The following is a 13,507-nucleotide window of genomic DNA, read 5'->3' as shown; positions in this document are numbered from 1 at the left end:
GGGGAGCCGAACAATGATCGTTCCGAGATACTTCGAGGACCTCGACGTCCTCCATGAGCACACACTGCCGCCGCGCTCCTACTACGTGCCTGCCTCCCACCCCATCGCCACCAGCCCCTGGAGGCGAGAGGACTCCGACCGCTTCCACCTGCTTAGCGGGCAGTGGGCCTTCCGCTACCTGCCCAGTGTCCACGATCTCACCGAGCCCTTCTGGGAGCAGAACACTCCTGAAGCCGGTGACGAGAGCGGTGAGCCCGGCCCCGCTGCCGTCCCGGAGGGCTTCACCCGGGTTCAGGTGCCCAGTACCTGGCAGCACCTGGGCTACGACCACCACCAGTACACCAACGTCCGCTACCCCATCCCCTTCGACCCGCCTCACGTCCCCCAGGACAACCCCTGCGGCGCCTACATCCGCGACTTCGAGTACACCCCGGACCCTGCGGCCCCCAGCACCTACCTGACCTTTGAGGGTGTGGACTCCTGCTTCTACGTGTGGCTCAACGGCACCTACGTCGGCTACAGCCAGGTCTCCCACGCCTCCGCGGAGTTCGATGTGACCGGGCTCGTCCGTCCCGGCGCCAACCGCCTGGCCGTCCTGGTGCTCAAGTGGTGCGACGGCACCTACCTGGAGGACCAGGACAAGTTCCGCACCAGCGGCATCTTCCGCGATGTCTACCTCCTGAGCCGCCCGGCCGCCGTCCTGTTCGACTACGTCACCACCACCTCGCTCGGCCCAGTGGTCGGCACCGGCTTCGACGCCGGGCCGGCCACCGCCCTCATCAAGATCCAGGGCGCATACCGGGGCGGCGCCGTCCCCACCTCCGTCGAGCTCATCGACCACGACGGCGCAGTGGTGGCTTCCGGTGAGCTGGAGCCCTTCGCCGGTGACGACGGCTACACCCACCGGACCCGCCTGAGCGTCGAGGCCCCTTACCTGTGGAGCGCCGAGGACCCCTACCTCTACACCCTGGTCATCACCACGCCCGACGAGGTCATCATCGACCGGGTGGGTATCCGCGAGGTCGAGGTGAGCGACGCCGTCGTCCGCCTCAACGGCCGGCCCATCACCCTGCGCGGCGTCAACCGGCACGACTCCGACCCGACTACCGGGCCCGTCGTCGACCTGGAGCACATGCTGTGGGATCTGCGCCTGATGAAGGAGCACAACATCAACGCGGTGCGCAGCTCCCACTACCCCAACGACCCGCGCTTCTACCAGCTGTGCGACGAGCACGGCCTCTACGTCATGTCCGAGGCCGACAACGAGAGCCACGGCACCCAGAGCCGGTTCCTGGCCGACCCCTCCTGGGACAACCAGGTCGAGCACTGGAACGAGCCCATCGCCGACAACCCTGAGTGGACTGAGGCCACCGTCGACCGCATGAGGCTGTGCGTCCACCGCGAGAAGAACCGCCCCAGCATCATCTCCTGGTCGGCCGGCAACGAGTGCTCCTACGGCTGCACCCTTGAGGCGGCGCTCTTCTGGGCCAAGGACTTCGATCCCACGCGGCTGACCCACTACGAGAGCTCCTACTACCGCGACTCCAAGCGCCGCTACGACTACTCCTGCATCGATCTGTACAGCCGCATGTACCCGGGCATCGAGGAGATCCGCGACTACCTGGACTCCGACCCGGATAAGCCCTTCATCCTCGTGGAGTACTGCCACGCCATGGGCAACGGCCCCGGCGACCTCGAGGACTACTGGGAGATCATCCGGGCCGACGAGCGCATGTGCGGCGGCTTCGTGTGGGAGTGGTGCGACCATGCGGTGACCGCCGGGACCAGCGACGACGGCCGGCCGATCCAGCTCTACGGCGGCGACCACGACGAGGCCGTCCACGACGGCAACTTCTGCGTCGACGGGCTCGTCTCGCCCGACCGCGTCCCCCACCCCGGCCTGGCCGAGCTCAAGAATGTCCAGCGTCCCGCCCGCGTCGTCGAGTACGACCAGGACGAGGGCCTGCTCACCATCCACAACGACCTCGACCACACCGACCTGTCCCAGTACCTGCGCATCTCCTACGAGGTGCGCTGCGACGGCGTCGTCGTGGACCGCGAGGACCTCGACCTCCTCGAACCCGTCCCGCCGCACACGAGCGTCATGCTGCGCTGCGAGCCGAACGTCCCGCCCACGGGGCGCTGCCACCTGCTGGTCACCTACCGGCTCGCGCGCCCCGACTCGCTGCTGACCGCCGGGCACATCCTGGGCTTCGACGAGATCGCCCTGCGCAACGCCGACAGACGCCACCGCTGGGTCGCGGCGCTCGCCAACCGCCCCATCGGTGAGACCCGCCTGCCGGTCAAGCGTGAGGGGACCAGGATCGAGGTCGACAGCGACAAGCTCAGGTGCGCCATCGACACGCGCACCGGCCTGCCCGTGTCCCTGTCCTCGGAGGGCCGCGAGCTCCTGGAGCGCCCGGTCGAGCTCAACATCTGGCGGGCGCCCACCGACAACGACCGCCACGTGCGCCTGGAGTGGGAGCGTGCCCACTACCACCAGGCCATGGCCCGTGCCTACGGCGTCGAGGTCGACGAGGAGCCCGGACGCGTCACCATCAGCGCCGACGTCGGCCTCGTGGCGCCCTCGGTCCAGCCGGCTCTGCACGGACGGCTCGTCTGGACCCTCACCGACGACGGCGTCCTGAGCCTGGGAATGCGGCTGCGCCGGACACTGGGCTTCCCCAGCCTGCCGCGTCTGGGGCTGCGCCTCTTCCTGCCCGAGGTCATGAACCAGGTCGACTACTACGGCCTGGGGCCGCAGGAGAGCTACGTCGACAAGCGCCGCGCCAGCCACCACGGGGCCTTCAGCGCCGACGTCGTCGACCTCCACGAGGACTACATCAGGCCCCAGGAGAACGGCAGCCACGCCGACTGCAACAAGGTGATCGTCACCGGAGGCGGCCTGAGCCTGGCCGTCGTCGGGCCGACCCCCTTCTCCTTCAACGCCTCCCGCTACACGCAGGAGGAGCTGGCGGCTCGACGGCGCAACACCGACCTGACGCCGTCGGGCAGCACGGTCCTGTGCCTCGATGCCGCAATGGCCGGTATCGGGTCCAACAGCTGCGGGCCCGCCCTACGGCCCCGGTACCAGGTCGACAGCCAGGAGCTGGGGATGGAGCTCCAACTCCTGCTCAACCCCCTTTTTACCCACACCAGCACTCACAATGAGGTGAAGCCATGAGCAGCGAGTCTGCAGGCAAGAAGGTCGGCGCCCCCACCACAGGAACCGGGCTGGAGGCGGCCAGCGAGAGGAAGTACCTGAAGTGGTACAACAAGGTGGGCTACGGCTCGGGCGACGTCGCCGGCAACGTCGTCTACGTGCTCCTGTCCGCCTTCGTCATGATCTACCTGACGGACACCGCCGGGCTCAACGCGGGCGTCGTCGGCACGCTCATGATGTTCTCCCGCATCTTCGACGGCGTCTCCGACATCATCTTCGGGGCGCTGCTGGACCGCACCAACACGCGGATGGGTAAGGCCCGCCCGTGGATGCTGTGGGGGTTCGTGGGCTGCGCCGCCATGATCATCGCGATCTTCGCGATCCCCACGAGCCTTGGGGACACTGCCAAGTACGCCTGGTTCTTCATCGCCTACACCCTGCTCAACGCCGTGTTCTACACGGCCAACAACATCGCCTACTCCTCGCTGACCGCGCTCGTCACCCGCAACGGGGCCGAGCGCGTGCAGATGGGCTCCATCCGCTTCATGTTCGCCTTCGGGACGAACCTGCTCATCCAGAGCATCACCGTGGGCGGTGTGGCCCTGTTCGGCGGTGGCGCCGTCGGCTGGCGGACCATGGCGATCATCTACGCGCTGCTGGGCCTGGCGGTCAACACTCTCTCGGTGCTCTCGGTCAAGGAGCTGCCGCCCGAGGAGCTGGAGGGCGAGGACGAGTCCAAGGACGACAAGCTCTCGGTGGGGGAGTCGGCCAAGATGCTGGTGTCCAACAAGTACTACCTCATCATTCTTATCGTCTTCCTGCTCACCCAGATCTTCACGGCCATGCTCAACATGGGCATCTACTTCATGAAGTACGTCCTGGGGGACGAGAGGCTACTGGGGACCTTCGCCTGGGCCATCAACGTCCCGCTCATTGTGGGGCTCATGATCACGCCGCTGGTGGTGAGCCGGTACGGGGGCATGTTCCGGGTCAACATCGTCGGGTACGTCATCGCGACCCTCGGGCGGCTCGGGGTGCTCGTGGCGGCCTACATGCACAACGTCCCGCTCATGCTGATCCTCTCCGGGGTCGCGGCCCTGGGCATGAGCTCGCTGCAGGGCACGCTCAACGCCCTCATCGCCGAGGCCTCGGAGAACACCTGGCTGCGCACCGGTAAGCGCATCGACGGGCTCATGTTCTCCTGCACGTCGCTGGGCGTGAAGGTGGGCGGCGGTCTCGGCACGGCCGTCTCCGGGTGGCTGCTGTCCGCGTCCGGCTATGACGGTCACCTGAGCGTTCAGCCGGGATCGGCCATCCAGATGATCTACGTCATGTACGTGTGGCTCCCGCTCGTGGCCAACGCGCTCATCCTCGTCCTGCTCATGCGGCTCGACGTCGAGAAGGTCAACACCCGGCTCAAGGAGGAGGCCGATGCGCGGGCCGAGGCGGAGGCCGGCGCCGGGGAGACCGACGGGGAGGCGGTGACCTCGGTGGAGGCCGGCGACGCTCTCCGTTCCGATGCTGATGGTACTGCTGGCGCTGCCGAGAGCCCGGCCGCCACGACCGCAGGCGCTGAGGCCGCCGATGACTCCGGGCAGGGCGGTGGTGCGGACTCGGCCGGATGAGGCGCGGGGCGGCCCACAGGACTCGCGGGTGGGGGTGAGAAGGGGGCTGGTGGACGGTACGCCGTCGCCCCCACCCGCGTTCCCGGGGCGGTGCGCGGGCAGCAGCTCCTTCTGTCTGCGCACCGCCCGTTTCCTTGTCTTCGCCCGTGTCGGCGTCGCATGCGGGTGGGGGTGTGCGAGTACAGGCGTGCAGGCCGGGTGGTTGAACTCTGAGGCACTGTGAGTGCGAGCCCGGCCAAGAGCGTGCGTGCCGGATGATCGCCGGCTCCCGGCTAGGCAAATGCGCAGGTCGGCCCATAGGTGGCGCGGGCCGGCGTGATTGGCGGAGCCTGGCTCCATCCGATCTGGAATACGACAAACATGAGGCCTTGGTGATCAGATCACCACAGGCTAGGCTTGCCTTGGTCGTAGCAATCCGAGATGAATTCGTGACATGGAGGTCGAGTGATCGCCAACCTGCTCATCGCCCTGAGGGAAGGCCTGGAGGCGGCGCTGGTTGTCAGCATCATCGTCGCCTACCTGGTCAAGACCGACCGCCGGGATGCTCTGCCCAAGCTGTGGATCGGGGTCGGGTTGGCGACGCTGATCCCATTGGTCGCCGGCGCCATCATGACCTGGGGGCCCAAGACCCTCTCCTTCCAGGGCCAGGAGATCCTCGGCGGCACCCTGTCATTCGTCGCCGTCGGCCTGGTGACCTGGATGATCTTCTGGATGGGTAAGAATGCCCGCGAGCTCAAGGGCGAGCTGGAGGGCTCGCTGTCCAAGGCCCTCGCTGAGGACGGCTCCGGCTGGGGCGTTGTCTGGATCGCCGTCGTCGCCGTAGGGCGCGAGGGCGTTGAGACGGCCCTGTTCGTGTGGGCCACCGTGCGCTCCAGCATCGAGACCTCCATCATGCAGACGACGGTAGGCGTTGTGACGGGACTGGTCATCGCCATTGTGCTGGGTGTCCTCATCTACCAGGGCGCGGTGCGCATCAACTTCCGCATCTTCTTCGCCACCACCGGGTACTTCCTCGTTGTCGTCGCCGCCGGCATCGTCGCCTACGGCATCGGCGACCTCCAGGAGGCCGGTGTCCTCCCCGGCATCATGAGCCATGCCTGGGACCTGTCCTCCTACCTGCCGGCCAGCACCTCGCCCCTCCACTGGCTCTATGTGCTGCTCCAGGCCATGTTCCAGTTCAACCTCCAGCCCACCGTCCTGCAGGCCGTCGGCTGGTGCCTCTACATCGTGCCGGTCCTGACGCTGCTCACCCTGCAGATCCGAGGGCCGCGGCCCTCTCCGCGCCAGGAGAACGCCGCTGGCGACGACGCCGCCGAGACCGACGCGATCGCCGATGACGTCAGTGACGCCGCGTCCGACGTCGACACGAGCAAGGTCTCCTGACCATCCCCACAGTCCCTCATCCATCACCGCCTCCTCATCAAAGGAAAGACAGATGCCGATCATCACGCGACGCAATGCGCTCACCCTGCTCCCCCTGACCGCCATGGGCCTGGGCCTGGCCGCCTGCGCCGACAACCCCAAGAACGCCAAGGGGGGCGCCTCGGGATCCGGCAAGGCCCAGGAGATCACGGTGACCCTCACCGATGACTCCTGCCAGCTGTCCTCCACCTCCTTCCCCTCGGGCGTCGTCACCTTCACCATCACCAACTCCGGCTCCTCGCCCAACGAGCTGGAGATCCTCACCGAGGACAAGCTCCAGATCATCTCCGAGCAGGAGAACATCGGTCCGGGCACCACCACGAAGCTCACCACCTCCCTCAAGGAGGGCACCTGCTACGCCGCCTGCAAGCCGAACATGGTCGGCGAGCTCAAGGGCGTCACCGAGCTGAAGATCACCAAGGGCGCCGACGTCGACGTCAGCGCCGATGAGGCCAAGGCGCGCGAGGCCGCCATCACCAACTACACCGCCTACGTGCGAGACCAGGCCGGCCAGCTCCTCACCGCCACCCAGAGCTTCGTCACCGCCTACACATCCGGCGACACCGCCACCGCCCAGAGCCTCTACCCGCTGGCGCGCCAGTACTACGAGCGCATCGAGCCCACCGCCGAGTCCTTCGGCATCAAGGAGGCCGGTGACCTCGACGCCGCCCTGGACACCCGCGTCCAGAACCTGGCCGCCGGCGCCGGCAAGGCCGTCACCGACAAGGAGATCATCGACGGCTGGACCGGATGGCACCGCATCGAGGCCGACCTGTGGGCCCAGGACCCCGCCAGCCCCTTCAAGTTCGCCGACGACGCCGCTCGCCAGAAGGTCGCCGACCAGCTCAACGCCGACACCAAGTCGCTCTACGACCTCGTCTACGGCACCATCACCGGAGCCAATGGCAAGACGTTCGAGCTCGAGCTCGAGGACGTCGCTCAGGGCGCTTCCGATCTCTTGGAGGAAGTTGCCACGACGAAGATCTTCGGCGAGGAGGAGACCTTCTCCCACACCGACCTCTACGACTTCCAGGCCAACCTCGAGGGCGCCAAGGTCGCCTACGGCAACGTCGAGGACCTCATGAAGAAGAAGGATGCCAAGCTCGCCGAGAAGATCACCACCCAGTTCAAGACGGTCGAGGACCTCGTTGCGGCTCAGGCGACGGGGCAGACGGCCGAGGGGCAGAAGACCTACCCGGACTACTCCACCATCGCCTCGGTCCAGAAGGATGCCGGTGAGAAGCCGTCGGACACCTCCTACACCGACACGCAGCGCAAATTCTCCGATGCCGTCAACGCCCTGAGCGAGTCGCTGTCCAAGGTCGCAGGAACCGTCCTCTGAGCCTCAGCGACGAGCAACCCGGACACCCCGGAAGGAGCAGACAGTGAGTGGCAAGCCGGCCGACGAGTCGGAGACCTCCCCGGTCGCGGACGACGCGACCGAGCCGGAGGCGGCGCAGGCGAAGCAGGAGCCGGAGGGATCGACGTCGGAGAGCCCTGGCGACGGCCCGCAGACCTCCGGCGCCTCGGGAGAACCCGAGACCCCCGATGCCTCTGAGCAGCCCGGAAGGGCCGGGAAGCCCGGAGACCTGGGCAAGCCCGGCAGGTCCGGCGCAAAGGGCACCAGCCGCCGCGCCATGTTCACCGGAGCGGGCCTGGGCGCTGCGCTCGCGGGCCTGGCCGGTGTGGCCGGCGGCCGCGCCTGGGAGGCGTCGCAGCGACCCGAGGAGGCCATCCTCACCGTCTACCCCTTCCGGGGTGACCACCAGGCGGGAATCACCACTCCCGCCCAGGACAACATGTTCACCGCCGCCTTCGACGTCTCCACCACCGACGTCGAGGAGCTCAAGACCCTCCTGTCCGACTGGGCGGTGGCCGCCGAGCAGATGACCTCCGGCGAGCTCGTCGGCGGGCAGCCCAGCTCCAACAAGCAGCTGCCGCCCAAGGACACCGGCGAGGCCTGGGGCTACAAGCCCAACGGCCTGACCATCACCTTCGGGGTGGGCAAGGGCCTGTTCGTCGACGCCGAGGGCAACGACCGCTTCGGCCTGGCCGCCAGGATGCCGGCCATCCTCAAGGAGGGCATGCCCTCCTTCTCCGGCGACCAGCTTCACGCCGCCCAGTCCGACGGAGACCTGCTCGTCCAGGCCTGCTCCAACGACGCCCAGGTCTGCGTCCACGCGATCCGCAACCTCACCCGCATCGCCTTCGGGACCGCCGCCCTGCGGTGGAGCCAGGTCGGGTACGGGCGGACGTCGTCGACCTCCGTGGACCAGGAGACGCCGCGCAACCTCTTCGGGTTCAAGGACGGCACCAACAACATCAAGGCCGAGGACTCCGACGACCAGCTCAACGAGCACCTGTGGGTCCAGAAGGGCGACGACGCCGCAGCGGAGTGGATGACGGGCGGCACCTACTACGTGGCGCGCCGGATCCACATGCTCGCCGAGGTCTGGGACCGCCTGCGGCTCATCGAGCAGGAGCAGACCATGGGGCGCGACAAGCGCTACGGGGCGCCGCTGAGCATCGCCAACCCCACGAAGTCCTCCGAGGAGTTCACGGCCGTGGACTACGAGGCCAAGGACGACAAGGGTGAGACACTCGTGCCGGCGGACGCGCACATCGCCGTCGTCTCACCCGAGCAGAACCAGGGGCGCCGGATGCTGCGCCGCGGATACAACTACACCGACGGTTCCGACTCGCTGGGGCTGCTGCAGACCGGGTTGTTCTTCATCGCCTTCGTGCGCGATCCGCGGACGAACTTCTATCCGATCCTGGACCGGATGACCAAGAGCGACGCCCTCCAGGAGTACCTCAAGCATGAGGCCTCGGCCCTGTTCGCGATCCCGCCGGGCATCAAGAAGGGCGACACCATGGTGGCCGCCTCGCTGTTCAGCTGACGTCGGGGCGAAGGCGGCTCCCGCGGTCGGCTCGCGTCAGTGGTCGGCGTCAGCCAGTGCCTTGAAACCGGTGACCGCGAGGAGCGCCACGGCCAGGACCCCGGTCAGCGTCAGGGCCAGCACCCAGAAGGTGGACGACGACGTCGCCAGGAGTGGGCCGGCACTCGTGCCGACGAACAGGATGAACCCGTTGAGCGCCATGCCGCTGCCGCGGTTGGGGGCGGATACCTGCCCGTAGAGGCTGATCATCGCCGGCGCGGCCAGCGCGACCCCGGCGACGTACACGACGCTGCAGGCCACCAGGCCAGCCAGGCTCCCCGCCAGCAGGGCCTCACCGAGCATGCCCAACGCCGACACTCCGAAGCCGAGCCGGGCCGTCTGCGCCCAGGAGCACCTCGCGGCGAGCCGGCCCGCACCGAGACTGAGGAACATGGCTGGCAGGGCCGCTAGGCGGACGAGGATGATGGACGTGGGCCGCAGGCCCAGCGCCTCCAGGTGACCGCCGATCCCCGTGTACATGGCCACGAACACCATGAGCAGCGTGACGTGCGCCAGGCTGAGCGCCAGAACCGCGGGCCTGACCGCGAGCCGCCCCAGTGATGCGAACTGTCCCCGCAGGGAGGAGCCCGAGGGGCCGGAGGCGGGAGCGGCGTCGTGCACGACGGCGAGGACGACCGTCAGGGCCACGGCCAGCAGCCCACTGCACAGGGGGAAGAACCACCGCCACCCCAGGTGCAGCGCAACCAGTGAGGCCAGGACCTGGCCGACGATGCCCGCCACGAGGAACGACGTCGACATCGCCCCGATCGCCCCGGCCCGCCTGGGCGGCTCCAGGGCCTCGGACAGGTAGGCCAGGGCCACGGGCGCGAAGCCGGAGGCGCTCAGGCCCTGGATCGCGCGCAGGGCCGCGAGGACTGGGAGCGACGGCGCCAGGGCGCAGCAGACGGTGGAGGCGATGAGGATCCCGAGAGCCAGCGCCATGATCCTCCGTCTGCCGTAGTGGTCGGAGACCGGCCCCCAGATGAGGAAGCCCGCGGCGTAGGTGAGGCTGAAGGCCGTCGACAGGGCGATGGTGGCATTGCCGTGGAGGTCGGCCGAGATCGGGGCGAGCAGGGGGATGGCGGCGTACAGCTGGGTCAGAACGAGCAGCGCGGTGACCACGAGGGTCGCGGTGGCACTGCTGCCGGCGGGGTAGGCGGGAGAGGTCGGCCGAGTCGTCGACTGGGCGGGTGGCTCGGGGGAGTGGGCGACGTCGGGATGCAGATCGGACCGGTGTGCGCGAGACATGAGAATCCCTTTCCAACGTAAGCGTTGGAAATGACCCTAGTAGACTGGAGGAGTAGTTGCAACGGTAGCGTTGGAGTTTGCCGCCGGCGCTCGCGGACACGGGAGACGGAGTGTCATGGCCTGGGACACCGAGGGGACCAAGCGCAAGATCAAGGACGCCGCCACGGCCGAGTTCACCCGCCGTGGACCCGCTGGGACCACCATCGAGCGGATCGCCGAGCGGGCGGGGGTCAACAAGGAGCGCGTCTACAACTACTTCGGCTCCAAGGACCGACTGTTCTCCGCCGTCCTGCGTGACGAGCTGACCAGGGCGGCCGAGGCCGTGCCACCCGCCTTCAACGAGGGGGAGGACGTGGGCGACTACGCCGGGCGCCTGTACGACTACCACCGGCAACGCCCCGAGCTCATTCGGCTGCTGTGCTGGGAGGCCCTCGCCTTCGACGACGAGGTGCCCGAGGAGGAGCTGCGGCGGGAGCACTACCAGCGCAAGATCGCCGGGGTGCGCAGCGGTCAGGACTCCGGTGCCCTGACCCGGGACGTCGACCCCGGTGCGCTCATGCTCATGATCATGTCGCTGACCGGCTGGTGGTCCACCGTGCCCCAGGTGGCGCGGATGCTGTGCGGGCCCCTGGACGAGGAGGCGCACGATCGCCAGCGCGCCGTCGTCGTCGACGCGGCCCGCCGGCTTGCCGCGCCCCGGGACTGAGTGCTGGGAGGCTGAGCGTGCTCGAGGAGCTGTGCCTCGGTGCCTACTGCACGACGTTCAGTTCCTACTGGCCGGGGGCTAGCCGCACTGCACGAGCCCCGGACCGCCGTGGAGTACGGCTATATGTCAACGAATAGCAGCTAAGGGTCGTGCAGTACGGGCGGTGGCTGGGCATGATTACCTTATGCGTGACCTGAACGACCTGACCCGCCCCACCATCCCCTCCCGTGCCATCCAGGAGCGCATGGCCGCCGAGACCGAGGAGCGCCGTACCTCTGCCGGCCCGGCCGAGGCTCTGGCCGACGACGCCGGAGCCCCCGCTGACCTGCGCGCCGCCCTGGGCGAGGTCGTCGACGAGCTGGCCCCGCAGATCATCGACCTCTCCCACGACATCCACGACCACCCCGAGACCGGCTACGAGGAGCACCACGCCGTGGCCACGGTCGCCGCGCTCCTGCGCCGCCGCGGCATCGAGCCCGAGGTCGGCGTCTACGGCATGGACACCGCCCTGCGCGCAGAGATCTCCGGGACCACCGGAACTGACACGGCTGCCGGCGGCTCCGACGAGGCTCCCGGCACCATCGCCATCCTCGCCGAGTACGACGCCCTGCCCGGCATCGGCCACGGCTGCGGCCACAACGTCATGTGCGCCAACTCGGTGGGCGCCTTCCTCGCCCTGACAGCCCTGGCCGAGGTCCGTCCGAACGCCCTGCCCGGCCGCGTCGTCCTGCAGACCACGCCCGCAGAGGAGAACTCGACCGCCAAGGAGGTCCTGGCCGTGCGCGGCATGCTCGACGGCGTCGACGCCGCCATCCAGACCCACTCCTACGCCTACGACGTCACCCACCAGACCTGGCTCGGTGTGCGCCGGATGGACGTCGTCTTCCACGGCGTGCCCGCCCACGCCGCCTCCCAGCCCTTCATGGGCCGTAACGCCCTGGACGCCGCCACCCTGGCCCTGACCGGGATCGGCCTGCTGCGCCAGCAGATGCTCCCCATGGATCGCCTTCACGCCATCATCACCGACGGCGGCCAGGTCGCCAACATCATCCCCGAGCGCGCCAGGCTGTCCATCATGGTGCGCTCCAAGTACCTCGAGACCCTCAAGGAGATTGCTGAGCGCGTCGAGGAGGTCATCCACGGCGCCGCCCTCATGACGGGCACCGGCGTCGAGATCCTCACCTCCGAGGACAGCAACGAGGTTCCCGTGCGGGACAACGGCCCCCTGCTCACCTCCTGGGTGCGCTCCCAGCGCGAGCGCGGCCGCGACCCCCTACCCGCCGGGGTCCTGCCCGAGACGATCGCCGCCGGCACCGACTTCGGCAACGTCTCCCAGCGAGTGCCCGGCATCCACCCGCTCATCAAGGTCACCGACCGGCCCGATGTCGCCCTCCACACCCGCGCCATGACCGAGGCCGCCGGCGCCTCCACCGGGGATGCGGCCGCGCTCGACGGCGCCTACGGGCTGGCCGCCGTCGCCCTGGACTGGCTGCACGACGCCGAGCTGCGCCGCTCCGTGCGCGCCGACTTCGAGGCCACCGGCGGTGTGATCGACGTCGCCGGCTTCTGGGAGGAGTAGGCAAGGGACTGCGTCGCTGAGGCGGACGGCCGGCGTGGGCGGTCCCCTGCCTCCGCGCGACCATGCCTGACGGCCGGCTCGTCTCAGGCGGCCGGGCGGCGAATGAGCAGCGCCCCGGGATCGAGACGCACCCGCATGCCCCGTGTGGGCACCAGAAGATCGCCGTCGACCTCCACCAGGGCCGGCGCCGAGAGCTGGACCGCCACCTCCCCGCCGCGCCGCAGCATCACCCGCCCCAGCGAGCGGCCCGACTCGGAGTAGCGCGCCGCGTAGGGCGGCAGCACCTGGAGCGCCAGCGATCCCCAGCCCGCCAGACCCGCCACCGTGTCGATGACGGCGACGTCGAGCAGACCGTCATCGGTGCGGGCCTCCGGCAGCAGGGTGATCCCGGCCGGGAGCCGGCCGCCGTTGGCCACCAGCAGATTACGGGCCCTCAGACGCTCCACGCGCCGCGCGCCGGTGTCGTCCAGGAGACTGAGCACCAGGTCCATGCGCGGTGAGCCCAGATTCTCCATGGCCGCCAGTGCGTAGGCGCCCCAGCCGACCCGCGCCTTGAGGGCCGGGCGCGTGGAGGCCACCAACCCGGCGTCGAAGCCGATCCCGGCCACCACCATGCAGGCGTGCTCGTCACCGAGCGTGGGCCGGGCCCACTGGCGGGGTCTGCGGGTCGCCCTCTGGACCGCGCGCACCGCCCGGGTCGCCTCGGTCGACAGCTGCGGTGAGTCGGCCATGTCGACGGCGGCCGCCGGGCCGGTCGCGGAGGGCGAGGCGGAGGGGCGTGCCGGCTCGGTGACGGCAGCAGCGCCCAGGGACCCCGGCGAATCG

The 13,507-nt window shown here is 69.0% G+C and carries 9 protein-coding genes; 7 read left to right on the top strand and 2 right to left on the bottom strand.

Annotated features, from left to right (window positions below):
• The first annotated feature begins 13 nt into the window (after positions 1-13).
• The 5 genes from HMPREF9056_RS03665 to efeB all read left to right on the top strand — a co-directional run bounded on the left by HMPREF9056_RS03665 (position 14) and on the right by efeB (position 9,110).
• On the top strand, positions 14-3,184 hold the full coding sequence (locus HMPREF9056_RS03665; RefSeq protein WP_009402897.1) for a glycoside hydrolase family 2 TIM barrel-domain containing protein: 3,171 nt from the start codon (positions 14-16) through the stop codon (positions 3,182-3,184).
• Complete coding sequence (locus HMPREF9056_RS03660; RefSeq protein ID WP_009402895.1) at positions 3,181-4,788, top strand: MFS transporter; 1,608 nt, start codon at positions 3,181-3,183, stop codon at positions 4,786-4,788. Before HMPREF9056_RS03665 ends, HMPREF9056_RS03660 begins: the two co-directional genes overlap by 4 nt.
• Before the next feature lie 444 nt (positions 4,789-5,232).
• Entirely contained in the window at positions 5,233-6,171 is a 939-nt protein-coding gene (gene efeU, locus HMPREF9056_RS03655; RefSeq protein WP_009402894.1) for an iron uptake transporter permease EfeU, read from the top strand.
• A 52-nt stretch (positions 6,172-6,223) separates the two neighbouring features.
• Positions 6,224-7,552, top strand: a complete 1,329-nt coding sequence (gene efeO / locus HMPREF9056_RS03650; RefSeq protein ID WP_009402892.1) for an iron uptake system protein EfeO — start codon at positions 6,224-6,226, stop codon at positions 7,550-7,552.
• A gap of 43 nt (positions 7,553-7,595) precedes the next feature.
• Complete coding sequence (gene efeB, locus HMPREF9056_RS03645; RefSeq protein ID WP_009402890.1) at positions 7,596-9,110, top strand: iron uptake transporter deferrochelatase/peroxidase subunit; 1,515 nt, start codon at positions 7,596-7,598, stop codon at positions 9,108-9,110.
• Between the two features lie 36 nt (positions 9,111-9,146).
• Here efeB and HMPREF9056_RS03640 read toward each other — a convergent pair whose 3' ends face one another.
• On the bottom strand, positions 9,147-10,397 hold the full coding sequence (locus tag HMPREF9056_RS03640) for an MFS transporter (protein ID WP_009402888.1): 1,251 nt from the start codon (positions 10,395-10,397) through the stop codon (positions 9,147-9,149).
• Positions 10,398-10,512: 115 nt separating this feature from the next.
• On the opposite strand from HMPREF9056_RS03640, the gene HMPREF9056_RS03635 reads away from it, so the two are divergent.
• Entirely contained in the window at positions 10,513-11,103 is a 591-nt protein-coding gene (locus HMPREF9056_RS03635; protein WP_009402886.1) for a TetR family transcriptional regulator, read from the top strand.
• A gap of 184 nt (positions 11,104-11,287) precedes the next feature.
• Complete coding sequence (locus tag HMPREF9056_RS03630) at positions 11,288-12,682, top strand: amidohydrolase (protein ID WP_009402883.1); 1,395 nt, start codon at positions 11,288-11,290, stop codon at positions 12,680-12,682.
• 83 nt (positions 12,683-12,765) lie between these two features.
• On the opposite strand, the gene HMPREF9056_RS03625 is transcribed toward HMPREF9056_RS03630, so the two are convergent.
• Positions 12,766-13,507: diacylglycerol kinase family protein (locus HMPREF9056_RS03625; protein WP_009402881.1), on the bottom strand; the 742-nt coding region annotated here is incomplete at its 5' end.

The organism is Actinomyces sp. oral taxon 170 str. F0386, assembly GCF_000195595.1.
Lineage (GTDB): Bacteria > Actinomycetota > Actinomycetes > Actinomycetales > Actinomycetaceae > Actinomyces.
The sequence above is the reverse complement of the archived record's forward strand: the minus strand, read 5'-3'. Positions and strand labels throughout refer to the sequence as shown.

Coding starts and splice junctions, on each gene's coding strand:
- HMPREF9056_RS03635 (WP_009402886.1), top strand. CDS start 10,513: ATGGCCTGGGACACCGAGGGGACCAAGCGCAAGATCAAGGACGCCGCC.
- efeO (WP_009402892.1), top strand. CDS start 6,224: ATGCCGATCATCACGCGACGCAATGCGCTCACCCTGCTCCCCCTGACC.
- HMPREF9056_RS03665 (WP_009402897.1), top strand. CDS start 14: ATGATCGTTCCGAGATACTTCGAGGACCTCGACGTCCTCCATGAGCAC.
- HMPREF9056_RS03640 (WP_009402888.1), bottom strand. CDS start 10,397: ATGTCTCGCGCACACCGGTCCGATCTGCATCCCGACGTCGCCCACTCC.
- HMPREF9056_RS03630 (WP_009402883.1), top strand. CDS start 11,288: ATGCGTGACCTGAACGACCTGACCCGCCCCACCATCCCCTCCCGTGCC.
- HMPREF9056_RS03660 (WP_009402895.1), top strand. CDS start 3,181: ATGAGCAGCGAGTCTGCAGGCAAGAAGGTCGGCGCCCCCACCACAGGA.